At 59.5% G+C, this 21992-nt stretch carries 23 protein-coding genes and 2 pseudogenes; 8 read left to right on the top strand and 17 right to left on the bottom strand.

The features are described 5' to 3' along the window. The first annotated feature begins 6 nt into the window (after window positions 1-6). Together J2Y86_RS21525 and J2Y86_RS21520 are read left to right on the top strand one after the other, a co-directional pair. Window positions 7-732, top strand: a pseudogene (locus J2Y86_RS21525) (zeta toxin family protein). Continuing rightward, a complete protein-coding gene (locus tag J2Y86_RS21520; protein ID WP_253436091.1) occupies window positions 729-896 on the top strand; it encodes a hypothetical protein in 168 nt (55 codons plus the stop codon). The pseudogene J2Y86_RS21525 and the gene J2Y86_RS21520 overlap by 4 nt, the downstream one beginning before the upstream one ends. 53 nt (window positions 897-949) lie before the next feature. On the opposite strand, the gene J2Y86_RS21515 is transcribed toward J2Y86_RS21520, so the two are convergent. The 4 genes from J2Y86_RS21515 to J2Y86_RS21500 form a co-directional block, all read right to left on the bottom strand. Then, window positions 950-1114: a hypothetical protein gene (locus J2Y86_RS21515; protein ID WP_253436088.1), complete on the bottom strand. Its 165-nt coding sequence runs from the start codon at window positions 1112-1114 to the stop codon at window positions 950-952. Continuing rightward, window positions 1115-1363 carry a helix-turn-helix transcriptional regulator gene (locus tag J2Y86_RS21510; RefSeq protein ID WP_253436084.1) on the bottom strand — a complete coding sequence of 83 codons (249 nt, stop codon included), beginning with the start codon at window positions 1361-1363 and terminating at the stop codon, window positions 1115-1117. A 186-nt stretch (window positions 1364-1549) separates the two neighbouring features. Then, window positions 1550-2377 carry a phosphatase PAP2 family protein gene (locus tag J2Y86_RS21505; RefSeq protein ID WP_253436081.1) on the bottom strand — a complete coding sequence of 276 codons (828 nt, stop codon included), beginning with the start codon at window positions 2375-2377 and terminating at the stop codon, window positions 1550-1552. Continuing rightward, window positions 2374-3045, bottom strand: coding sequence for a histidine phosphatase family protein (locus J2Y86_RS21500; protein ID WP_253436078.1), 672 nt, complete (start codon window positions 3043-3045; stop codon window positions 2374-2376). Before J2Y86_RS21500 ends, J2Y86_RS21505 begins: the two co-directional genes overlap by 4 nt. A gap of 256 nt (window positions 3046-3301) precedes the next feature. Between J2Y86_RS21500 and J2Y86_RS30535 the strand changes: the two are divergent. After that, window positions 3302-4363: pseudogene (locus J2Y86_RS30535) on the top strand (methyl-accepting chemotaxis protein); the annotation flags it as partial. Beyond that, window positions 4358-5221, top strand: coding sequence for a methyl-accepting chemotaxis protein (locus J2Y86_RS30530; RefSeq protein ID WP_414879634.1), 864 nt, complete (start codon window positions 4358-4360; stop codon window positions 5219-5221). The pseudogene J2Y86_RS30535 and the gene J2Y86_RS30530, both read left to right, overlap by 6 nt. 145 nt (window positions 5222-5366) lie before the next feature. On the opposite strand, the gene J2Y86_RS21490 is transcribed toward J2Y86_RS30530, so the two are convergent. From J2Y86_RS21490 to J2Y86_RS21445, 10 genes are all read right to left on the bottom strand, one after another. Continuing rightward, a complete protein-coding gene (locus J2Y86_RS21490; protein ID WP_253436072.1) occupies window positions 5367-5786 on the bottom strand; it encodes a type II toxin-antitoxin system VapC family toxin in 420 nt (139 codons plus the stop codon). Beyond that, entirely contained in the window at window positions 5783-6028 is a 246-nt protein-coding gene (locus J2Y86_RS21485) for a FitA-like ribbon-helix-helix domain-containing protein (protein WP_253436068.1), read from the bottom strand. The genes J2Y86_RS21490 and J2Y86_RS21485 overlap by 4 nt, the downstream gene beginning before the upstream one ends. A gap of 82 nt (window positions 6029-6110) precedes the next feature. Next, window positions 6111-6479, bottom strand: a complete 369-nt coding sequence (locus tag J2Y86_RS21480; RefSeq protein ID WP_253436065.1) for a glyoxalase superfamily protein — start codon at window positions 6477-6479, stop codon at window positions 6111-6113. A 119-nt stretch (window positions 6480-6598) separates the two neighbouring features. Next, complete coding sequence (locus J2Y86_RS21475) at window positions 6599-8056, bottom strand: N-acyl-D-amino-acid deacylase family protein (RefSeq protein ID WP_253436062.1); 1458 nt, start codon at window positions 8054-8056, stop codon at window positions 6599-6601. A 1-nt stretch (window position 8057) separates the two neighbouring features. Beyond that, window positions 8058-8918, bottom strand: a complete 861-nt coding sequence (locus J2Y86_RS21470; protein ID WP_253436057.1) for a MurR/RpiR family transcriptional regulator — start codon at window positions 8916-8918, stop codon at window positions 8058-8060. Between the two features lie 15 nt (window positions 8919-8933). Then, entirely contained in the window at window positions 8934-10283 is a 1350-nt protein-coding gene (locus J2Y86_RS21465; protein ID WP_253436054.1) for a GntT/GntP/DsdX family permease, read from the bottom strand. 189 nt (window positions 10284-10472) lie between these two features. Further along, window positions 10473-11918: a SulP family inorganic anion transporter gene (locus J2Y86_RS21460; RefSeq protein ID WP_253436051.1), complete on the bottom strand. Its 1446-nt coding sequence runs from the start codon at window positions 11916-11918 to the stop codon at window positions 10473-10475. A 202-nt stretch (window positions 11919-12120) separates the two neighbouring features. After that, window positions 12121-13014 (bottom strand): NAD-dependent epimerase/dehydratase family protein, encoded by an 894-nt coding sequence (locus J2Y86_RS21455; protein WP_253436047.1) that lies wholly within the window; start codon window positions 13012-13014, stop codon window positions 12121-12123. A gap of 103 nt (window positions 13015-13117) precedes the next feature. Continuing rightward, window positions 13118-14029 (bottom strand): LysR family transcriptional regulator, encoded by a 912-nt coding sequence (locus J2Y86_RS21450; RefSeq protein ID WP_253436044.1) that lies wholly within the window; start codon window positions 14027-14029, stop codon window positions 13118-13120. 182 nt (window positions 14030-14211) lie between these two features. Continuing rightward, a complete protein-coding gene (locus J2Y86_RS21445; protein ID WP_253436040.1) occupies window positions 14212-14802 on the bottom strand; it encodes an NAD(P)H-dependent oxidoreductase in 591 nt (196 codons plus the stop codon). Window positions 14803-14965: 163 nt separating this feature from the next. Here J2Y86_RS21445 and J2Y86_RS21440 point away from each other — a divergent pair, with 163 nt between their 5' ends. Beyond that, entirely contained in the window at window positions 14966-15280 is a 315-nt protein-coding gene (locus J2Y86_RS21440; protein ID WP_253436036.1) for a putative quinol monooxygenase, read from the top strand. Here the strand turns inward: J2Y86_RS21440 and J2Y86_RS21435 are convergent. Continuing rightward, window positions 15270-16034 (bottom strand): sulfite exporter TauE/SafE family protein, encoded by a 765-nt coding sequence (locus tag J2Y86_RS21435; RefSeq protein WP_253436033.1) that lies wholly within the window; start codon window positions 16032-16034, stop codon window positions 15270-15272. The two genes, J2Y86_RS21440 and J2Y86_RS21435, sit on opposite strands and share 11 nt — an antisense overlap. Window positions 16035-16266: 232 nt before the next feature. Here J2Y86_RS21435 and J2Y86_RS21430 point away from each other — a divergent pair, with 232 nt between their 5' ends. From J2Y86_RS21430 to J2Y86_RS21420, 3 genes are all read left to right on the top strand, one after another. Next, window positions 16267-17151: a LysR substrate-binding domain-containing protein gene (locus tag J2Y86_RS21430; protein ID WP_253436030.1), complete on the top strand. Its 885-nt coding sequence runs from the start codon at window positions 16267-16269 to the stop codon at window positions 17149-17151. 103 nt (window positions 17152-17254) lie between these two features. Next, window positions 17255-18658 (top strand): amino acid permease, encoded by a 1404-nt coding sequence (locus J2Y86_RS21425; RefSeq protein ID WP_253436027.1) that lies wholly within the window; start codon window positions 17255-17257, stop codon window positions 18656-18658. A gap of 168 nt (window positions 18659-18826) precedes the next feature. Then, window positions 18827-19171: a cupin domain-containing protein gene (locus tag J2Y86_RS21420; protein WP_008024653.1), complete on the top strand. Its 345-nt coding sequence runs from the start codon at window positions 18827-18829 to the stop codon at window positions 19169-19171. Between the two features lie 238 nt (window positions 19172-19409). On the opposite strand, the gene mmsB is transcribed toward J2Y86_RS21420, so the two are convergent. Next, window positions 19410-20297 carry a 3-hydroxyisobutyrate dehydrogenase gene (mmsB, locus tag J2Y86_RS21415; RefSeq protein ID WP_253436023.1) on the bottom strand — a complete coding sequence of 296 codons (888 nt, stop codon included), beginning with the start codon at window positions 20295-20297 and terminating at the stop codon, window positions 19410-19412. Between the two features lie 10 nt (window positions 20298-20307). Then, window positions 20308-21834, bottom strand: a complete 1527-nt coding sequence (locus J2Y86_RS21410) for a CoA-acylating methylmalonate-semialdehyde dehydrogenase (protein WP_253436021.1) — start codon at window positions 21832-21834, stop codon at window positions 20308-20310. Window positions 21835-21992: the final 158 nt, after the last annotated feature.

Genomic DNA, 21992 nt, shown 5'->3' with positions numbered 1-21992 from the left:
GAGCCAATGACTCCTGCTGAACAGCGTATGCAAAATGAAGCCCTCACCTTCGCACGATCGAAGAAGAAAACCATAGCCTGACAAAGGACCGATATTTCCATATATCCACCAGAGCAGGAGCCTGTTTCAGTATTCATGGCTGGCTCACCTGGAGCAGGAAAGACAGAGGCGTCAATCGCTCTAGTAAATCTCTTTGCTGACACTGCGATCCTAAGAATTGATCCTGATGAGCTCCGCAGCGAATTTGATGACTATGCGGGAGGAAACGCTTGGATTTTCCAAAGCGGAGTGTCAATTTTGGTGGATAAAATTCTGGATCTAGCGTTCGACCAAAGACAGTCTTTTGTCCTGGATGGAACGCTTTCCAATATTGAGGTGGCGAGGAGGAACGTGGAGAGATCCCTGCGCAAAGGTAGATTCGTGCAAATTCTTTACGTCTACCAGAATCCGCTCCTCGCATGGGAATTTGTCAAAGCCCGCGAAGAGGCTGAAGGAAGAAGAATCCAAGCACAGCATTTTATCGATCAGTATTTTGCCGCACGTGACGTAGTGAATACGCTTAAGCTAGAGTATGGAGGCGACGTCCATGTGGATTTGCTGCTCAAGCATATCGATAATTCAGGACGCCTCTACAAAGCTGGGGTCGATAAAATTGACTACCATATCCCTGAGCGTTACACGCGAGCCGATTTAATGGCCATGCTCGGGTTAGAATCAGGAGCACATCAATGATTTCGATCAAGCTAGGCCTTAGCAAGGGTGCCAAAAGCCCTTTTGCCGACTTTATTCGCAACGCAAAATCAGATCAGAAAAAACGTGTCTACAGTGAAGTGCTGACCGAAGCTACCAAACAGCAAAATCTGGTGATGATGGAAGCTGAAGCTAAACGCGGTTAAGTGATATTGCTGTAAGTGAAGCCCGACCAAGTGTCGGGCTTTTTTGTTTCTTGCTATCGCGCCTTGCATATTGGCTTGGCAAATCTCGCGTCAATCAAACTGACTGCTTCACCGTGCATTGCTTCTGCGTCATAACGAAAAACGAAATCCGCCGCGCTGGTGAGGACGCGCCCGCTATAGCCTTCCGGGGTGTTGACGATGAGCGAAGTCATTTTCATTCAGAACAGTTCCCCAAGTTCTTCCAGCGTCGGCATGGCCGCTGGAATGACCTTGAGCTCACACTCCAGAGCGCCTAAAACCCGCGCGTAAGCCATCATACTCACAGAGAGAGCGCCCTTCTCGACGGCAATGACTTTTTGTCGCGTCAGCCCGGCGAGTTCGGCTAATTGCGCTTGGGTGATACCACGATTCATACGCTTTTCGCGTATCTGTCTGCCAAGGCGCGAGATAAGTAGAGCGTGGTCCATGTTCCGATACCGTAACATTTACATCTGAATGTATGGCATACGTAACATTTTGGCGACGTCAAAATGCGCTGGCCTTTGCGCCACATAAAACTTTCTTCACCCCATCACGCCTCGCCAACCGGTACATTGCCCTCGCTCATTCAAGAAACTACGGTTTGCCCGCCCTCCCGCGGGCTTTTTTTGCCTTCAGGAAAGGCTGGTCGACTGGATTAAAACCACCGGCTCTTCCTGTTTCTGCTGCACCGGCAGTTCCAGGCGCGCTCGCCCGTAAAAGGCCAAGGCCGTCAGCAAACACGCCAGCCACACGAAGATCCCGGCCCAGAAGGTATGGGACATGTAGTGCCAGCCTTGCAGGACCCGCGTCGTGCCGTAGACGAAACCGAGCAGCAGCGAGCCGTACATCAGCGCTTTCGAATAGCGCCAGCGATAACGGCGCGCCACAAAGTACAGCGCAAGCATGGTGAACCCGCCCGAAGCATGCCCGCCCGGCCAGCAGCGGCCATCGCCGGCTTCCTTGAACAACTGGAAGTTGCTGTACCACTCCATATGGGCAATTTTCCCGCCGTAGAGAGTCGTTTCAATCGGGCAATACACGCTGGTGTGCGCCTTGAGGAAATGAATCACGCCGGTGCAAATGGCAAACGCGAACACCACAAACAGAAAGTCCCGACGATGGTCGTGGGTAAAACGCAGCACCGGGGCAGCCTTGCACCGCTCCAGGAAACGGCCCAGACGCGGATACTTTTGCGGGTTGATCAACGGCCAGGCAAACGACAGCATCGCGCCGATCAAAGCGATTTCAGCGGTCCAGTTCGGAATGATGCGCGCCCACTTGTGGGTGAGCTTTTCAAAGAAGTGAACCTGATCGAGCGGAAAGGTCTGGGTCACCGGATCAAAAAACAGATTACTGAACGCGATGTCGATTTTTGTCATATCGAACAACAGGAAAACCATCGCCGCGCAAGCCAGAGGAATACCAAAATTGAAGCAGTAAAAGCGTATGGACTTTTTCATTGTGTGGTCATCGTGCGCCAGTCGGAAGCTTCGATAAAACCGAGCATGTGTGGTGCCTGGGGCGTGGCGGCGGAGATAAACAAAGAGGCGCCATAACCGAGATTGGCAGTCGGCAACTTGAGGTCTTTCTCAACCTGCGCCATGCATTCGCTGTGCGTCACCAGAATCAGATTGCGACCTGCCACTTTGTGCGCCAGGGCATCGCGCAGCATCGTGCCCTTGCAGCTGATCAACCAGTCTTCATCGACGCCCACCTTGTTGAACATATAGCTGGCGGTCTGTGCGGTACGAATCATCGGGCTGTTGTAGATGTCTGCCCTGTCCAGCCCCAGTTGCTCGAACTGTGCGCCGACATTGACCGCGACGCTTCGCGAGCGATCTGTGATGCCGTCATTGCCACTCAGGCACGCAGCTTTGGAGTGATCGCAACGCTCGACATGACGCACCAGCACAATCATGTCGCCGTTGGCCCAGCCGGTCTGTAACGCCTGGGCGCCGGCGACATTGCCGTGGGCCAGGTCTGGCACAGCGGCAGGCCGCAACAGCCAGACCGTCAGCGGAATCACCAGCAGCGCCGAGGCCAGTACGACCGCGGTATTTCGATAGCGGGCAAAGCGGCTCAGATCAATCGAGCGCGTTACCCCGAACAGACTCAGTCTCAGTTCCACATCAGGCCGCCTCACCGGCATGCATCACTTGATTCGATGCCGCGAGGGTAGAGAGCCCGGCGTCCGCTAGCGGTGAAACCGATGTGAAAAAAAGCTTAATCCGCCCTCAAAAACCTTGTTACACATCGCTCCGACAAAATCCTTTCAGCTCTCGTTATTGCTGCCGATACAGACCTGCTACCTATCCTTGGCTACCAAAAACAACAATCTTCCAGCCAACCGACGACCAAAAGCGCAACGTTCCTGGAGGAATTTGATGAATAGCTGGTTCGGCAACATCAGCGTGAACATGAAACTGGGCCTGGGGTTTGGCCTGGTCCTGGCACTGACCTGCGTCCTCGCCCTGACCGGCTGGACAAGCCTGGGCGGCTTGATTGACCGCAGCAACTGGATGAGCGACATCACCCAGCTCAATGCCGGCCTGACCAAACTGCGCGTGGTTCGCCTGCAATACATGCTGACCAACGGCGACGAAACCGCCGCACAGAATGTACAGACCACTCTTGATGCGTTCTCTGCCCAACAGCAAGCGCTGCTGGTGAAATTCAAGAGCCCGGAAAACCTCAAGCTGCTCGAAGAGCAAGGCGCTGTCATCGAGGCCTACAAAGCGTCCCTGAACAAAATGCGCAGCGCCTACCGCACCGGTAACAGCGCGCGCGATGCCATGGGTGCCAACGCGGAAACCGCGAATACGCTGATCAACGTCATCAGTACCCACGTGCAGCAAATGCCATTGAGCGACCAGCGTTTCGAACAATTCCAGGCCATCACGGCCGCCAAGGAAGCGTTCCTGCTGGCCCGCTACGAAGTGCGCGGCTACACCGCGACCACCAACGCCGAAACCGAGCAGAAAGCCATCGGCCAACTGGACGCGGCCATCGCCAGCCTGAAACAACTGAATGTGCATTTCGCCGACACTGAGCTGGACAACCTGCGTCAGCTGGAAACGGCATTGAGCAATTACCGCAGCGCTTTGCAGGCCTATAAAACCGCGAGCAGCGAGGCGGTGCAGGCACGCAAGGAAATGACTGACCAGGGCGCCGCCATCGTCACCCTCAGCGAGCAGCTGTATCAGATCCAGCTCGATCGCCGTGACGCCGAAAGCGCGCAGGCCCGCACCCTGCAACTGATCAGCACCTTACTGGCGTTGCTGGTGGGCGTCATCGCCGCCGTGATCATCACCCGTCAGATCACCGGACCGCTGCGCGACACGTTGGCCGTGGTTGAACGCATCGCCAGCGGCGACCTGTCCCAGGACGTCAAGGTGACTCGCCGCGACGAACTCGGTGTGTTGCAGCAAGGCATCGCGCGCATGGGCGTGACCCTGCGCGACTTGATCAGCGGCATCCGCGACGGCGTGACCCAGATCGCCAGCGCTGCCGAAGAACTGTCGGCCGTGACCGGGCAGACCAGCGCCGGCGTGAATAGCCAGAAGATCGAGACCGATCAAGTGGCCACCGCCATGCATGAAATGACGGCCACCGTGCAGGAAGTCGCGCGCAACGCCGAAGAAGCCTCGCAAGCCGCAGCCGCTGCAGACGGTGAAGCCCGCGAAGGTGACAAGGTGGTCAACGAAGCCATCGCCCAGATCGAACGTCTGGCCAGCGAAGTGGCGCGCTCCACCGAAGCCATGAGCGTGCTGCAACAGGAAAGCGACAAGATCGGCAGCGTCATGGACGTGATCAAGGCCGTCGCCGAACAGACCAACCTTCTGGCGCTCAACGCCGCCATCGAAGCCGCCCGTGCCGGTGAAGCCGGTCGTGGTTTTGCCGTGGTCGCCGACGAAGTCCGTGGCCTGGCCCAGCGCACGCAGAAATCCACCGAGGAAATCGAAGGCCTGGTAGCGGGTCTGCAGAACGGCACGCAACAAGTGTCGACGGTGATGAACAACAGCCGCGCCCTCACCGACAGCAGCGTCGCCCTGACCCGCAAGGCCGGTGTATCACTGGAAAACATCACCCGCACGGTGTCCAACATCCAGTCGATGAACCAGCAGATCGCTGCCGCTGCCGAGCAGCAAAGCGCCGTAGCCGAAGAGATCAGCCGCAGCATCATCAACGTGCGCGACGTGTCGGAGCAGACCGCCGCCGCGAGCGATGAAACCGCTAAGTCCAGTGTTGAACTGGCGCGGTTGGGCAATCAGTTGCAGATGATGGTGAGTCACTTCCGGGTTTGACACTCACTTTGCGGTGAATGAAAGGCCCATTCGCGAGCAAGCCCGCTCCCACGGGTTTTGTGTCGATGCCACTTTCTGCGGCACACATGAAACCTTGTGGGAGCGGGCTTGCCCGCGAAGGCTATCTACCTGTCACCAAAAGCATTCAGGCCTGCCACGGATTGATTACCTCAATGCCAGGAAACTCAAAGTCCCGGACATTACGGGTGGCAATCGGAACGCCGTGACTTCGGCAGATTGCGGCAATCTGCGCATCGGCCATCGACGCGGTCCGACCATTAACTTCACAGCCAGCTACCAACGCCGCGTACTCCACCGCAGCATGAGCATCAAAAGGTAAAATCCGTCCGACAAAGTCCTCTTCGAACATTGCCATCGCATGAGATTCAAGTTTCTGTTTGCGTTTGCCAAATGGAAGCCGGGCAATGCCGTGGAGAATTTCTGCCACGGTGACAGCACTGATTGCCAGCTCCATCGCCGGTTGTGCATCAACCCAAGCAAGCACTTGAGCGTCAGGCTCGACCCGCATGAACTCTGAAAGAACATTGGTATCGAGCACTATCATTCGGAGCAATCCACCGCGGTTGCTTTCTCGTGACGGGGTGGAAGATCGAGATCAATTCCACCGGTAGCGCTGAATCTTTTACTAATCCGGCTTCCGAGCCCCCCAGCGCGATCAACGGTAGATAAGGCTCGACCTAAAATCAGGCGAGCCTCTTCTTCCATCGAATGCCCGTTGTGGGCTGCAGCGATGCGCAGTTGTTCTTTGACCTGATCGTCAAGGTTTCGAATAGTGATGCTGGCCATGACGCCTCCTGCAATCAATGAAATCATTGATTGAGGCTAACACATCGCACATCACCAATAACTACGAAACTGCCGAGTGGCTTCAAACACTAATCGCATTAGTAAACACCAACCGATTCCCGAACGGATCGGCGATGGTCATGTCCTGGCTGCCCCACGGCATTGCCTGAATCTGTGGGTGCGAAAACTTGTATTCCTTGGCCAGCAACTGTTGCTGAAACGCCTCCAGCTCATCGGTCTCGATGCGCAATGCCGAACCCGGTGTGCTGTCGCCGTGGTGCTCGGACAAATGCAGCACACATTCACCGCGGGAGACTTGCATGTACAACGGAAAATTCGGCTCGAAACGATGCTGCCAGTCGATCTTGAAACCAAGGAAGTCGACGTAGAACTCCACGGCCTTGTTTTCGTCGAAAATCCGCAGGATCGGGGTGGTTTTGCCGAAGCTCATGAAGTTGCTCCCAAACTGGAAAGGCCCAGAGTGTAGCTGGGCTGGTGTCAGCGCTTCGGCTTGGCGATGGCTTTCTTTAATTGCAATGTGCCATCACTGTGACGCAGCGCTCGGAATGCTCACTGAAACCCGTCACGCAAATCCCCTTCCCGCGCCAGAAACCGCCCTTCCCTTCTGCCATTCGCCTGCCCTTCGCTGTAACTCAACACACCGTTGACCCACACGCCGTCGATGCCTTCCGCTGCCCGTTGCGGATCATTGAAATCCGCGACATCGCGAATGGTCGCAGGATCGAACAGCACCAGGTCCGCCCAATGCCCTTCACGGATTTCACCTCGCTGTTTCAAGCCGAATCGCGCCGCGGACAACCCGGTCATTTTGTGCACCGCCGTGTGCAGCGGAAACAGTCCGACATCGCGACTGAAATGTCCAAGCACCCGTGGGAATGCGCCCCACAGGCGCGGATGCGGGAACGGGTCTTCCGGCAGTCCGTCAGAGCCGACCATCGACAGCGGATGCGCGAGGATTCTTCGCACATCGTGCTCGTCCATTCCGTAATACACCGCGCCGGCCGGTTGCAGTCGGCGGGCGGCTTCGAGCAGTGGCACGCCCCATTCGGCAGCGATGTCCATCAGGTCGAGACCGCCCAGTTCCGGGTGCGGCGTGGACCAGGTGATGGTGATGCGGTGGGCGTCGGTGACTTGCTTGAGGTCCAGAGTCGAAGAGCTCGCCGCGTAGGGATAACAATCGCAGCCCACCGGGTGGGTTTTCGCCGCTTCTTCGAGCGAAGCCAACAGTTGCGGACTGCGTCCCCAGTTCCCCGCGCCGGCACATTTGAGGTGGGAAATGATCACCGGTGATTTCGCATGGCGACCGATCTGGAACGCCTCGTCCATGGCCTCCAGCACCGGCTCGAATTCGCTGCGCAAATGGGTGGTGTACACCGCGCCAAATGCCGTCAGTTCTTCGGTCAGTTGCATCACTTCATCGGTGGACGCCGAGAAGGCGCTGGCGTACGCCAGGCCGGTGGATAAACCCAACGCGCCGGCTTCAAGACTTTCGCGCAGTTGCTCGCGCATCGCGCTGATTTCATCCGGCGTGGCCGTGCGGAACAGGTCGTCGAGGTGATTGCTGCGCAATGCGGTGTGGCCCACCAATGCGGCGACATTCAGCGTGGTATTCGCCGCTTCGACCGCCGCGCGGTAGTCGCTGAATCTCGGATAAACAAAGGCTGCCGAGGTGCCGAGCAGGTTCATCGGATCGGGCGGATCACCTTTCAGACTCACCGGCGAAGCACTGATCCCGCAGTTACCGACAATGACGGTGGTCACGCCCTGGCTGAGCTTGGGCAGCATCTGCGGCTGGCGGATCACCACCGTGTCGTCGTGGGTGTGCACGTCGATGAAACCCGGCGCGAGTACACGGCCGGCGGCGTCGATTTCTTCGATGGCGGTGGCGTCGTGCAAGTCGCCGATGCGCTCGATGCGTCCGTTCAGAATCGCCACGTCAGCGGGGTAACCGGGGGTGTTGCTGCCATCGATGATCAAGGCGTTGCGAATCAGCGTGTCGTACATCATGTCAGTCTCCCAGCGGCAAATGATCGTCGCCGCCGCGGTAATCGTCGAGGGCGAGTTTGATCCGCCGCAGACGTTCTTGATTGTCTTCAGGATTGGCCAGCGCCAGCTCGGTGGCAAGCACGTCGATGGCCAGCAGCATGCCGTAGCGCGCCGCCGTGGGTTTGTAGATGAAGGAGGTTTCGACGCCTTGCAGCGGCAGCAGCACATCGGCCAATTGCGCCAGCGGCGAATCGGCCCGGGTGATGGCGACAATCCGTGCGCCGTAGTTGCGCGCCAGTGCGACGGCTTCGAGCAATTCAGGGGTGATGCCGGTCAGCGAACACACGATAACCGCGTGTTCCGCACCTAGGCTGGCGGCAGTGACACGCATCATTACCGGGTCGTGGCACGCTGAGATCGGGTAGCCGAATCGTACCAGTCGCACTTGCAGTTCATCGCTGCACAGGGTCGAGCAACCGCCCATGCCGAATGCGTGAATCATCCGCGCCTTGCCCAGCAGCTTCACTGCATCAGCGAAACGCGACTCGTCGAACGCCGACAGATGCTGGCGCAATGTGGACTCGATATCGCCGACGATCTGCCCGTAAAACGCCGACTGATCGGGCGTGCCCGCCGGGTCGAGAAAACGACTGCCGACGCCGCTGGCCTGAGCCAGTTGCAGGCGCAAGTCCCGCAAGTCGCGGCAACCCACGGTGCGGGCGAAGCGCGACAGCGTGGCGGTGCTGACTTCCGCTCTCAGCGCCAGCTCGTCGAGGCTGGCGGCAGAGGCAAACCCTACGTCGTCGAGCATCAGCCGAGCGATGCGTCCTTCGCCCGCGCTGAAGGAATCCTGACGGGCGCGGATCTGATAGAGGATGTCCATGGCAGGCGGCTCCGGTTAAATCAGGTAGGAAAGACCCACGGTCAACGCGAAGGCGACCACCGAAATGATGGTCTCCAGCACGGTCCAGGTCTTGAAGGTCTGGGCGACGCTCATGTTGAAGTATTCCTTGATCAACCAGAAGCCGCCGTCGTTGACGTGGGAAAAGATAACCGACCCCGCGCCCGTCGCCAGCACCAGCAACTCCGGATGCGGATAGCCCAGACCAATGGCCACCGGCGCCACAATCCCCGACGCGGTGGTCATGGCCACGGTGGCGGAGCCGGTGGCGATGCGCATCAGCGCCGCGAACAGCCAGCCCATGAGCAGCGGCGACAGGTGAAATTCATGGGCCAGGCTGACGATCTGGTCAGTGACCCCGGCGTCCACCAGGATCCGGTTCAACCCGCCGCCGGCACCGACCAGCAGGGTGATGCTGGCGGTCGGCGTCAGGCATTCGTTGGTGAACTTGAGGATCGATTCGCGGTTGAAGCCCTGGGCGATGCCGAGGGTCCAGAAGCTCAGCAAGGTTGCCAGCAGCAAGGCGATCACCGAGTTGCCGATGAACAGCAAAAACTGGTTGAAGCCGCTGCCCGGCGTGGAAATCAGGTTGGCCCAGCCACCGATCAGCATCAGCACCACCGGCAACAGAATGGTCGCCATGGTGATGCCGAAGCCCGGCAGGCTGTCGCGTGGTTCGCGCTCGAGGAACTGGCGCTCCAGCGGGTTTTCCGCCGGCAGCTGAATGCGCGGCACGATGAACTTGGCGTACAGCGGACCGGCGATGATCGCGGTCGGAATGCCGATCAGAATCGCGTACATCAAGGTCTGCCCGACCGACGCCCCATACACCTGCACTGCGAGCATCGCCGCCGGGTGCGGCGGCACCAGGGCATGCACCACCGAGAGCCCGGCCACCATCGGCAAACCGACCATCAGGATCGACACGCCGACGCGCCGCGCCACGGTGAAGGCGATCGGCACCAGCAACACAAAACCGACCTCGAAGAACAGCGGCAGCCCGACCAGGAACGCGATGCAGACCATCGCCCAGTGCGCGTTCTTTTCGCCAAAGCGGTCGATCAGGGTCCGCGCCACCTGCTCGGCGCCGCCGGACTCGGCCATCATCTTGCCGAGCATCGTGCCCAGCGCCACCACCAGCGCGATATGCCCCAGGGTCTTGCCAACGCCGGCCTCGTACGCGCCGACCACCCCGGACGGCGGCATGCCGGCCAGCAGCGCCAGGCCGATGGAGACCAGGGTGATGACGATGAAGGGATTAAGCCGGTAACGGGCGATCAGAACGATCAGGGCGATGATGGCGATGGCGGCATACACCAGCAGCCAATAGCCGAAGGACAGGGTCATGCGGTACTCCTCGAAAGGGTCACGTCGAAAGTTTTGTGAAACTCTTAAAACATTTCGAGGCGCAATATTCAAACGAGGTGAAAGTAATTTTCGTGCAGGGGTAAGGGTTGTCGCTGAGAGGTATGCGAGGTCGGTCAATATGAAAATCAGGCAGGCGGATTTACATCCGCCTGCCACAGGATCAGGACTTCAGTCGTGACTCACCCGCGCGCGCTTCAGCAACTTCTTGCAGCGCAAGGACAAGTGCAACACACGCAGGTGCTTGCCCGCTTTCTCGTAACGCTCGCGCAAAGTCTTGAGCGCCGCGATCGCCGAGTAATCGACGAAGCTCAGGTGACGACAATCGATCGTCACCATGGACGGGTCATTGGCGGGATCGAACTGGTTGAGAAAAGGCGTCGTCGAGGCGAAGAACAGCGTGCCATGCAGCAGGTAAAGCTTGCTCCCGTCGGCCTCGAGGTGACTGTCGGCATACAGCTCGCGAGCCTGCTGCCAGGCGAAGTTGAGCGCAGCAATGATGATCCCGCACAGCACGGCGGTGGCCAGATCGGTGAACACGGTAATGACCGTCACCGCGACGATCACCAGCACGTCATTCAGCGGCACCTTGTTCACCACCCGCAGCGAAGCCCAGGCGAAGGTTTGCTGCGAGACCACGAACATCACCCCGACCAGTGCAGCCAGCGGGATGCGCTCGATCAAGGGCGATAAAAACAGGATGAACAGCAGAATCAGCACGCCGGCCACCACGCCGGACAGCCGGCCACGACCTCCGGAACTGAGGTTGATCACGGTCTGGCCAATCATCGCGCAGCCACCCATGCCGCCAAACACACCGGAAACCATGTTGGCCGCGCCCAGCGCCACGCACTCGCGATCCGGGAAGCCACGGCTTTCGGTGATTTCATCGGTCAGGTTCAGGGTCAACAGGGTTTCCAGCAGGCCGACCAGCGCCATCAGGATCGCGTAAGGCGCGATGATGCGCAGGGTGTCCAGCGTCCAGGGAATATCGGGCAACGCAAAGGTCGGCAAGCCACCGGCAATGTGCGCCATGTAGCCCAGCGTGCGGGTCGGCAGGCCGAGCAGATACACCGCCAGTCCGACGCCCAGAATCGCCACCAATGCCGGTGGCACGGCACGCGTCAGGCGCGGCAGCAGATAGACAATCGCCATCGTCAGCGCCACCAGCCCCGTCATCACATACAACGGCATGCCACTGAGCCAGGCGTCACCGCTCTTGAAGTGTTCGAGTTGCGCCAACGCAATGATGATCGCCAGGCCGTTGACGAAGCCGAGCATCACCGGGTGCGGCACCATGCGCACCAGCTTGCCCAGTTTCAGCAACCCGAACGCCAGCATGATCAGGCCACCCAGCAACACGGTCGCGAGCAAGTACTGCACGCCGTGCTGCACCACCAACGCGACGATGACCACCGCCATCGAACCGGCCGCACCGGAGACCATGCCCGGCCGCCCGCCGAAGAGCGCGGTCAGGGTGCAAATGATGAACGCGCCGTAAAGCCCCATCAACGGATTGAGGTGGGCCACCAGCGCGAAGGCGATGCATTCGGGCAATAGGGCAAACGAAGTGGTGAGTCCGGCCAGGACATCGGCGCGCAGACGTTTTGCTTTCATGAGAGACGGACACAACAGGGAGAGAGGAAGCGGATGTTACGGAAATGAGCACGGACCGGCCAGTTGCAGTGCGGCTGAAAAAGCAATCGCGGGCAAGCCACGCTCCCACAGGTTTTGTGTCGTTCGCCAATTCCGTGAACGACACAAATCCTGTGGGAGCGTGGCTTGCCCGCGAAGAACGATGACGCGGTCTACAGCGAACTCAAACCATCTCGTCCCGAATCCACTCAACCACCGACGTCCGCTTCGGCGCCCAGCCCAGCAGTTCCCGTGCATGCTTGCCGCGCACCCGGCTGTTGGAACCCAAACCATAGTTGGCCATTTCATAACCCCACTCGGCTTCGGCGTCTTTCAGCGGCCAGTCTTGTGGCTCGCCCAGTTTTAACGCTTCGGCAATCGCCGTGGTCATGTCGATGAACGATGCTTCACCGCTTTCAACGAAGTAGAAGGTACCCGGTACGTTTTTGCTCAGCGCCAGCAGGTACAGGGAAACAACATCTTCAATGTGCACGTTGGACCAGATGTTCTGGCCGGTGCCGACATGGCGAACCACACCACTTTTGCGCGCCTGTTTCAGCAAGCGCGGCAACTGCACGCTGTCACGCTTGACGCCCAGGCTGTGGCCGTAGATCAGCGTGTTGCAGATGACTGCCGAGTTCACGCCGTCCTTCGCCGCGGCGAGGATAAGATTGTCGATGGCTACGCGTGCAGCCTTGTCGACGGTCGGTTCCGGCAGGCTGTCCTCGTAATAGATGACGTCACTGGATTTACCGCCCGACGCATCGCCGACGATGCTCGAACCGCTGGTGTGCAGGAACACTTTGTTGGAGCCGCGCAAGGCATTGAGCAAAGCTTCCACCGCACCGCGATGGTCGCTGCTGGCGGCGTTGATCACGGCGTCGGCAGCGCGGGCCTGTTCGGCCAGTAGTGCGCTGTCGTCAAGAGTGCCGATGACCGGGGTGATGCCCAAAGCGCTCAGTTCATCGGCCTGTTCGGTACTGCGCACCAGACCGGTGACTGTGTGGCCAGCGCGGACCAGGCCCGTGGCGATGGAGCCGCCGATAAAACCGGCGGCGCCGGTAACGAATACGTTCATGGAGAAACTCCCTGCGTGAATAAGTGATGCAACGAGTATCAAGCAGTCATCGCGGTCGAAAAATCCCCGTTGACCCAATTCACTCTTGCGCAGGGATCACGAATCAGCCCTTGAAATCCGAGTTCGCGTACACCGCCAACTTGCCCTGGATGAAGTCCAGGAAGCACTGAATCCGCAGGGCCAGTTGCGAGTTGCGGTAGTACACCGCGTTGATCGGCTGGCGATAGCCGCTGTTGAAATCCGCCAGCAGCACCTTCAGGCGTCCGGCGCGGATGTCGTCGATGGTCATGAAATGCGACAGGCTGGCAATGCCCTGGCCTTCCAGCGCCAGGTGCCTGATCGTCTCGCCGCTGGATGCGCTGATCGACGCCTGAATCGGCCAGCGATCGCCATGCACATAACGCAACGGCCATTGGTTCAGGCCTTCGTTATGGGTAAAGCCCAGCAGCGCGTGCCTGGTCAGCTCCTCGACCACCGTCGGTGTTCCGTGTTTTTCAAGGTAGGCCGGGCTGGCGACGATGTGCAGCGGGCTGCAACCCAGTGAACGGGCGTGCAGGGTCGAGTCGGCCAGCGTGCCGATGCGGATGGCGATGTCGGTGCTCTGTTCGAGCAGGTCGATGATCAGGTCGTTACTGTTGAGTTCCAGCTGAATGTCCGGGTAGAGCCGGCGGAACTCATCGATGTACGGCACGATGGCGTGCAGCATGAACGGCGATGCCGCGTTGATCCGCAAACGCCCGGACGGGGTTTGCTGGCGTGAATTGAGGCGCTCTTCGAGTTCGTCCATCTGATCGAGAATCAGCTTGGCGTGCTCGAAGAAATATTTGCCCTCCTCGGTCAGGTCCATGCGTCGCGTGGTGCGGTTGATCAGCGTGGTGTCGAGCTTGGCCTCCAGCCGCGACAGCGTGCGGCTGACCGCCGAAGGCGTTTGCCCGACCTGCTCGGCCGCAGCCGAAATCGACCCGCACTCAATCACGCAGACGAAAATCTGCAACTCATCGGATCTGGCTTTCACGTGTGTTCCTTATCGATAGTCCGGCCCAATACTACTGTGTTGAAGGGGGTCAGTGTGGCGAGGGGATTTATCCCCGTTGGGCTGCGAAGCGGCCCCCAAAATGGGGCTGCTGCGCAGTCCGACGGGGATAAATCCCTCGCCACAAATCAGCGTCCGCTCAAGATATCGATAGTAGCCGAGCCTCAAGCCTTGAGGCCAAACACCTCGGTCAAATGCTGTTCATAACGCGCCACATCGGCTTCGATGTTCGGGCGCTTCATCACGTCAACGCAGAGGAACGTCGGCAAGGCAGTCATGCCGATGAACTCGTTGGCCTTGTGGAACGGGAAGTACACCGCGTCCACGCCCTTGGCTTCGAAGAAGTCGGTCGGGTCGTCGAAGGCTTGCTGCGGCGCGTTCCAGGTCAGCGACAACATGTATTGCTTGCCCTGCACCAGACCACCGCTGCCGTACTTTTGCGAGGCGTCGGAACGGGTGCGGCCGTCACTGGCGTAGAGGCTGCCGTGGCCTTCGGTGAAGACTTCGTCGATGTACTTCTTCACCGTCCACGGTGCGCCCATCCACCAGCCGGGCATCTGATAAATGATCACGTCGGCCCAGAGGAATTTGGCGACTTCTTCGGCGACGTCGTAACCCTCGTCGATGAAAGTGGCTTTCACATCAACACCGCCGCGATCCAGCACGCTCAACGCGGCTTCATGCAGGGTGGCGTTGTAGCGGCCGTCGGAGTGAGCAAACTTTTTGCCGCCATTGAGCAACAGGACTTTTTTCATCGGAAATCTCGGAAGGGTCAGAAATTGAATGGCGGCAGGTTAATGGCCGGCCTCGCGCGGAATAAGCCCTGAATTCACAAAATTCATTTGACTCATACGCACGAATCAACAGGCGATTGTTGCCATAGACTTGCGCCGATTCTGAACTTGAGGAGATTTTCTGATGAGTGAAATGCAAGGCTTCATCCTTCACGCCAAGACCCGCCCGGAAAAATCCGACGCTTTCGATGCGTTTTTCCGTGGCTATGTGGAAGCGAGCCGCGCCGAGCCCGGCTGCATCGAGTACCACATGCTGCGTGACAAACAGGACCCGACACTGTTTATCTTTTTCGAGATCTGGCAATCCCAGGCGCACCTCGATGTGCACTCGAACCTGCCGCACATGAAGCAGTTCCTCGCGCAGCGCGAAGAGTATCTGGAGCGGGATTTCGAGATCCGCGCCATCGACATGCTCAGCCCGTCGTCCGCTACCCGCTGATCAGCAAGTGGCCGCCGAGTACGCCGAGGCCGATGAAAAACACACGCTTGAACAAAGGGGCGCTGATCCGTTGACGCAGCCATTGGCCGAGCAACATGCCCAGCACTGCCGGGATCAGCGCCAGCAATGACGCGCTCAACTCGCCACCGCCCAACGCCCCACGCCACAACAGGCCGGCGGCGAGTGCGAGGGTCGACACGGTGAACGACAGGCCCAGCGCCTGCACCAGTTCATCCTTGTTCAAGCCCAGTGCTTGCAGGTACGGCACCGCCGGAATCACGAAGACGCCGGTGGCCGAGGTAATGACGCCGGTCAGCAGGCCACACAGCGGACCGAGCCGGCGTTCGGTCTGGCTGCCGACGCGCAAGGTCGGCAGGAACAACCCGCTCAACGCGTAGAGCAGCAACGCCGCGCCCAACCCTCGCACCACCCAATGACCGCCGGCCATGCCGATCCACAACGTACCGGCACCGGTGCCGATGAAAATCGCCAGCAGCATCGGCCACAGCCGTTTGACCAGCCCACGCAGATGCCCGCCGAATGCCAGTTGCCAGACGTTGGTCAGGGTCGCGGGAATGATCAGCAACGCCGCAGCCTGCGACGGCGCCATAGCCAGACCGAGCAGGCCCATGGCGATGGTCGGCAGGCCGAGGCCGATGACGCCTTTGATCATCCCGGCCAGCAGAAAGGTCGCAATGACCAGCAGGGAAAGGGTCAGGCCCAGATTTTGGTAGAACGCGGCGAGTGTATTCATGTGCCTATCCTGAGCCCGGAATGGCCTTGTGAAAATCTGCCATATACTGAGGGTGCCTCTTGTTTCCGCAGAGGCTGAAAAATGCATCGATACAACTGACGCCATCGCGGGCAAGCCCGCTCCCACAGGTTTTGCGTCGTTTCGGCAATTTTGCGGCCAGCACAATACTTGTGGGAGCGGGCTTGCCCGCGAAGGCGTCCGCCCAGACAACACACCTCCCGAGGCAGCACCGATGCACTTCGACCTGACCGACCTGCGCCTCTACCTGAACATCCTCGACACCGGCAACATCACCGCCGGCGCCGCTCGCAGCCATTTATCCCTGGCGGCAGCCAGCGCACGAATCCGCGCCATGGAATCATCGCTGGGCATCGATTTTCTCGAGCGCGGTCGTCGCGGAGTGACGCCTACACCTGCCGGAAAAGCCCTGGCGCAACACGCCCGGCTTGTGCTGCAACAGGCCGAACGCATGCAGCAAGACCTGGCCGAATATGCCAAAGGCGTCAAAGGTCAGGTGCGCTTGTTGTGCAACACCACAGCGATCACCGAACACTTGCCGGAAGTGCTGGCGGACTTCCTGTGCCGTCATCCCAACCTCGACATTGACCTGCAAGAGTTGCCCAGCGCCCGTATCACTCACGCCCTGCGCCAGGGCGCTGCAGACCTTGGCATCGTCTCCGACGCCGTGGACACCCACGCCCTCGAAACCCTGCCCTTCCGCGATGATCCGCTGGTGCTGATCATGCCGCCCGACCACCCCCTGGCGAACGGCGCGACACCGAACTTCAGCGACACCCTGCATCACGATTACGTGGGCCTGAGCGCCAATAGCGCATTGGCGGTGTACCTCGAAGAACAGGCGCTGCACGCGGGGATGCGCCTGCAAATCCGCATTCGTGCGGAAGGCTTCGACGGCGTGATCCGCATGGTCACTCGTGGCGCCGGGCTGGCCATTGTGCCGCTGGCGGCGATCCAGCGCCGGGCCGTCAATCAACCGTTCAAGAGCTTCGCGCTGAAGGAAGACTGGGCACAGCGCAAATTGTTGTTGTGCGCCCGTTCATTCACTGGCCTGCCCGGTTATGCCAGAGCTTTGCTCGACGCGTTGCGCGCTCCTTGAACACCAGTGTTTGGCCCAACAGGCACCTGTATGACGAGGACTGCGCAGAGTAATATCTGCCCTTTCAAATCAGGCCTGACCACAACAACCAAAAGGGAATCAGATGGCGGATGAAATCTTGCAACCGGCAACGCTCAAGCGGGGGTTGAAAAATCGGCACATTCAACTGATCGCATTGGGCGGCGCCATTGGTACGGGGCTGTTCCTGGGCTCTGCCGGAGTGCTCAAGTCCGCCGGACCGTCGATGATCCTCGGCTATGCGATTGCCGGTTTCATCGCGTTCCTGATCATGCGCCAACTGGGCGAGATGATTGTCGAGGAGCCCGTGGCCGGCTCGTTCAGCCACTTCGCTCACAACTACTGGGGCGGCTTTGCCGGTTTCCTCTCCGGCTGGAACTACTGGGTGTTGTATGTCCTGGTGGGCATGGCCGAGCTGACCGCCGTCGGCAAGTACGTGCAGTTCTGGTGGCCGGAGGTTCCCACCTGGGTCAGCGCAGCGGTGTTCTTCGTGCTGGTCAACCTGATCAATACGCTGAACGTCAAAGTCTTCGGTGAGATGGAATTCTGGTTCGCGATCATCAAGGTCGTGGCCATCATCGGTATGATTCTCCTCGGCTGCTACATGCTGTTCAGCGGCACCGGTGGCCCGCAAGCGTCCGTGAGCAACCTGTGGAGCCACGGCGGTTTCTTCCCCAACGGCACCACCGGTCTCCTGATGGCGATGGCGTTCATCATGTTCTCCTTCGGCGGCCTGGAACTGGTCGGCATCACCGCAGCGGAAGCCAGCGAACCGCGGAAGGTCATTCCCAAGGCCATCAATCAGGTGGTTTATCGGGTGTTGATCTTCTACGTCGGCGCACTCACCGTGCTGCTGTCGTTGTATCCCTGGGACCAACTGCTGCAGACACTCGGCGCCTCGGGCGATGCCTACAGCGGCAGTCCGTTCGTGCAGATTTTCGCCTTGATCGGCAGCGACACCGCCGCGCAAATCCTCAACTTCGTGGTACTCACCGCCGCCCTCTCGGTCTACAACAGCGGCGTCTACTGCAACAGCCGCATGCTCTACGGCCTGGCCGAACAAGGCGATGCCCCCAAGGTGTTGATGAAGCTGAACAAGCAAGGCGTGCCGTTGCTGGCACTGGGCGTTTCGGCGTTGATCACGATGTTGGCCGTGCTGGTCAACTACGTCGCTCCGCATGAAGCGCTGGAGTTGCTGTTTGCCCTGGTGGTTGCCTCGCTGATGATCAACTGGGCGTTGATCAGCCTGACGCACCTGAAGTTTCGCAAGGCCATGGTGCAGCGCGGCATCGTGCCAGGCTTCAAGGCCTTCTGGTCGCCGTACACCAATTACCTGTGCCTGGCGTTCATGGCCGTGATCATCTGTGTCATCTGGATGATTCCACCGGTGCGCGCCTCGGTGTACGCCATGCCGGTGTGGGTGTTGGTCATCTACGGGTGCTATCGGTTGCGCATGGCCAGGCATCGAAACCTGCCAGTGGCTCAATAAACACTGAATAAAAAAACGCCCCGGCATTCGATGAATACCGGGGCGTTTTTTATTGGGCGCGCAGTGGAACCAGCGTTTCTGGATACCTCGATGTCGAGCACAGACAACTGATGCCGCACCAAGCCCTATAGGGTGCGACTTCAGTTATCCCTCACGCTCGGAGTCATCATGTCCGCACCGATTACCGTTCTTCGCGACACCCACCCGCTGCCAGTCCTCGACGCCTGCAAATGGGAAAAACTCGAAGGCGACCCGCACACCGTCAACCTCAACGCCTACACCAGCGAAGACGGCAGCAAGATCATGGGCACCTGGATCTGCACACCGGGCAAGTGGTACGTGGAATACGTGAAGTGGGAATACTGCGATTTCCGCGAGGGTTATTGCATCATCACCCCGGAAGGCAAAGAGCCGATCCACCTTCGCGCCGGTGATATTTTCGTCATTGAGCCGGGCATGAAAGGCACGTGGGAAGTGGTTGAAACCGTGCGCAAGTATTTCGTGTTTGCCTGATGCAAAAAAACCGGGAGATCACCCGACGTGATTTCCCGGTAAATGTCGATGCGTACATGCAGACCTGTGGCGAGTGGGCTTTTGTGGTGAGGGGGTTTACCCCCGTTGGAGTGCGTAGCGCTCCCCTACATTCTTTCAGCCACACCGTGTAGACAGGTTTACGACGGCTTTCGCCGCCGAACGGGGGCAAGCCCCCTCGCCACAAAAGCCCCTCACCAAAGCCCTTATTGGGGTGCTCTTACTGAGGTTTGCGATAGCTGTTGATGATCGCCGAGAAGTCCTTGCCACCCTCCCCACGCTGGCTCATCGCCTGATACAACTGCTGCGCCACCGCGCCGAGTACCACCGGCTGGTGCGCCTGACGTGCCGCTTCCGTGGCCAGCCCCAAGTCCTTGAGCATCAGTTCGGCACCAAACCCGCCGGTATAGCCGCGCGAGGCCGGCGCCGTTTCGACGATGCCCGGCCACGGGTTGTACATTTCCGAACTCCAGCAACGTCCGGTGGAACTGTTGATGATGCCGGCCAGCACGCTGGTGTCGATCCCCAGTGCATCACCGAGCGCCATGGCTTCGCTGACGCCGACCATGGAAATCGCCAGCAGCAGGTTGTTGCAGATCTTGGCGATTTGCCCGGTGCCGACTTCGCCGCAATGGACGATGTTGCGGCCCATCTGCGCCAGCACCGGTTGCAGCGTGGCGAACAGTTCCGGCGTGGCGCCGACCATGAAGGTCAGCGTCCCGGCCGCCGCGCCGCCAGTGCCACCAGACACCGGAGCATCGGCCATGGCCACGCCTTGCTTGGCGGCCGCCGCTGCGACATCACGCGCCGTTTGCGGATCGATGGTGCTGCAATCCACCGCCGGCACGCCTTTGGCGATCCCCGCCAGCACGCCGTCTTCACCCAGCCACACGCTGCGCACATGCACAGCGGCGGGCAGCATGGTGATCACCAGTTCTGCGCCTTGAGCGGCTTCACGGGCTGTTGCGCTGATGCTGCCGCCCAGTTGCTCCAGTTCGGCCAGAACGGTTTTGTTCAGGTCGACCAGACGCAGCGAATGGCCGGCCTTGATCAGGTTGCGCGCCATCGGCGCGCCCATGTTGCCGAGACCGATAAAAGCAATTTTCATGTTCGGCTCCTTAACGCAAGTTGATGGTGGTGTTCACACCGTCGTTGACGCTGTCGTCATCGAACCAGCGACTGGTGACCGTCTTGGTCTGAGTGTAGAACTGCACCACTTGCTTGCCATACGGGCCGAGGTCGCCGAGTTTGGAACCGCGCGAACCGGTGAAGCTGAAGAACGGGACTGGCACCGGAATCGGGATGTTGATGCCAACCTGGCCGACATCGATTTCGTTCTGGAATTTGCGCGCCGCCGCACCGCTCTGGGTGAACAGGCCCGTGCCGTTTCCGAACGGGTTGGCGTTGACCAGTGCGATGGCCTCGTCGAGCGTGTTCACTTCCAGCACCACCAGCACCGGGCCGAAGATTTCCTGGGTGTAGATCTGCATGTCGGTGGTCACGCCGGAGAACAGGGTCGGGCCGACAAAGTTGCCCTTCTCGTAACCCGGAACCGTAATGTCGCGACCATCCAGCTCAAGCTTGGCGCCTTCCTTGATGCCGCTTTCGATCAGATCGAGAATGCGCTGCTTGGCTTTTTTCGAGATCACCGGACCAACATCGGTGCCTGGCTCGCTGCCGGCATTCACGGTCAGTTTCTGCGCCAGCGCTTTCAGGTCGGGCAGCCATTGCTTGGCCGCGCCCACCAGCACCACCACGGACGTCGCCATGCAACGCTGACCGGCCGCACCGAAACCGGCACCGACCAGCGCATTCAGCGCTTGTTCGCGGTTGGCGTCCGGCAGCACCACGGCGTGGTTTTTTGCGCCCATCATCGATTGCACGCGCTTGCCGTGTTTGCCAGCCAGGTCGTAGACATGAGTACCAACGGCGGTCGAACCGACGAAGGAAACGGCCTTGATATCTTTATGAGTGCAGAGCGCGTCCACCACGTCCTTGCCGCCATGAACGACGTTAAGCACGCCTGCCGGAACGCCGGCCTCGATCGCCAGTTCCACCAGCAGCATGGTCGACATCGGGTCCTGTTCGGACGGCTTGAGCACGAAGGTGTTGCCGCAGGCGATGGCCATCGGGAACATCCACAGCGGAATCATCGCCGGGAAGTTGAACGGGGTGATGCCCGCGCAGACGCCGATTGGCTGACGCAGGGTGTAGGTATCGACGCCGCCCGCGACGTTCTCGGCGAATTCGCCCATTTGCAGGCTGCCGATGGAGCAGGCGTGTTCGACCACTTCCAGGCCACGGAAAATATCGCCTTCAGCGTCGGCAATGGTTTTGCCCTGCTCGTTGCTGAGCACCACCGCGATGCGTTTGGAATGCTCGCGGATCAACGCCTGGAGCTTGAGCATGATGCGCATGCGCGCGCCGATCGGGGTCAGCTTCCAGGTCTGGAAAGCGCGATGGGCGGCACTGATCGCGGCGTCGACTTCCTGCGCCGTGGCAAACGGAACCTTGGCCAGTACTTGCTGGGTCGCCGGGTTGACGATGTCGTGCCATTCAGTGGTCTGGGACTCGACCCACTCGCCGTCGATCAACAGCTTGACCTTTTGCACAGTGGTTTCGTTGGGCGTAAGCGATGCGTTCATGTTGGTCTCCGGGACATTGTTCTTATTTAGAGAGCTATCTAGGGAGCCAAGGCGAGAAAGTCGCCTTGAGATGAGGCGTGTGTCGCGAATTGGTTGTCGGACTGTTTTTGGAGTATAGATGTGCAAACTTCTAATAAGAACGCACATAAAAGCCGGTC

The organism is Pseudomonas migulae (genome assembly GCF_024169315.1).
Classification (GTDB): Bacteria; Pseudomonadota; Gammaproteobacteria; order Pseudomonadales; family Pseudomonadaceae; genus Aquipseudomonas; species Aquipseudomonas migulae_B.
This window is presented reverse-complemented; position numbering and strand designations above follow the sequence as displayed.

Excerpts from the sequence above, each read along its gene's own strand:
- J2Y86_RS21520 (WP_253436091.1), top strand. The coding sequence starts at position 729 with ATGATTTCGATCAAGCTAGGCCTTAGCAAGGGTGCCAAAAGCCCTTTT.
- J2Y86_RS21515 (WP_253436088.1), bottom strand. The coding sequence starts at position 1,114 with ATGAAAATGACTTCGCTCATCGTCAACACCCCGGAAGGCTATAGCGGG.
- J2Y86_RS21510 (WP_253436084.1), bottom strand. The coding sequence starts at position 1,363 with ATGGACCACGCTCTACTTATCTCGCGCCTTGGCAGACAGATACGCGAA.
- J2Y86_RS21505 (WP_253436081.1), bottom strand. The coding sequence starts at position 2,377 with ATGAAAAAGTCCATACGCTTTTACTGCTTCAATTTTGGTATTCCTCTG.
- J2Y86_RS30530 (WP_414879634.1), top strand. The coding sequence starts at position 4,358 with ATGGGCGTGACCCTGCGCGACTTGATCAGCGGCATCCGCGACGGCGTG.
- J2Y86_RS21490 (WP_253436072.1), bottom strand. The coding sequence starts at position 5,786 with ATGATAGTGCTCGATACCAATGTTCTTTCAGAGTTCATGCGGGTCGAG.
- J2Y86_RS21485 (WP_253436068.1), bottom strand. The coding sequence starts at position 6,028 with ATGGCCAGCATCACTATTCGAAACCTTGACGATCAGGTCAAAGAACAA.
- J2Y86_RS21480 (WP_253436065.1), bottom strand. The coding sequence starts at position 6,479 with ATGAGCTTCGGCAAAACCACCCCGATCCTGCGGATTTTCGACGAAAAC.
- J2Y86_RS21475 (WP_253436062.1), bottom strand. The coding sequence starts at position 8,056 with ATGATGTACGACACGCTGATTCGCAACGCCTTGATCATCGATGGCAGC.
- J2Y86_RS21470 (WP_253436057.1), bottom strand. The coding sequence starts at position 8,918 with ATGGACATCCTCTATCAGATCCGCGCCCGTCAGGATTCCTTCAGCGCG.
- J2Y86_RS21465 (WP_253436054.1), bottom strand. The coding sequence starts at position 10,283 with ATGACCCTGTCCTTCGGCTATTGGCTGCTGGTGTATGCCGCCATCGCC.
- J2Y86_RS21460 (WP_253436051.1), bottom strand. The coding sequence starts at position 11,918 with ATGAAAGCAAAACGTCTGCGCGCCGATGTCCTGGCCGGACTCACCACT.
- J2Y86_RS21455 (WP_253436047.1), bottom strand. The coding sequence starts at position 13,014 with ATGAACGTATTCGTTACCGGCGCCGCCGGTTTTATCGGCGGCTCCATC.
- J2Y86_RS21445 (WP_253436040.1), bottom strand. The coding sequence starts at position 14,802 with ATGAAAAAAGTCCTGTTGCTCAATGGCGGCAAAAAGTTTGCTCACTCC.
- J2Y86_RS21440 (WP_253436036.1), top strand. The coding sequence starts at position 14,966 with ATGAGTGAAATGCAAGGCTTCATCCTTCACGCCAAGACCCGCCCGGAA.
- J2Y86_RS21435 (WP_253436033.1), bottom strand. The coding sequence starts at position 16,034 with ATGAATACACTCGCCGCGTTCTACCAAAATCTGGGCCTGACCCTTTCC.
- J2Y86_RS21430 (WP_253436030.1), top strand. The coding sequence starts at position 16,267 with ATGCACTTCGACCTGACCGACCTGCGCCTCTACCTGAACATCCTCGAC.
- J2Y86_RS21425 (WP_253436027.1), top strand. The coding sequence starts at position 17,255 with ATGGCGGATGAAATCTTGCAACCGGCAACGCTCAAGCGGGGGTTGAAA.
- J2Y86_RS21420 (WP_008024653.1), top strand. The coding sequence starts at position 18,827 with ATGTCCGCACCGATTACCGTTCTTCGCGACACCCACCCGCTGCCAGTC.
- mmsB (WP_253436023.1), bottom strand. The coding sequence starts at position 20,297 with ATGAAAATTGCTTTTATCGGTCTCGGCAACATGGGCGCGCCGATGGCG.
- J2Y86_RS21410 (WP_253436021.1), bottom strand. The coding sequence starts at position 21,834 with ATGAACGCATCGCTTACGCCCAACGAAACCACTGTGCAAAAGGTCAAG.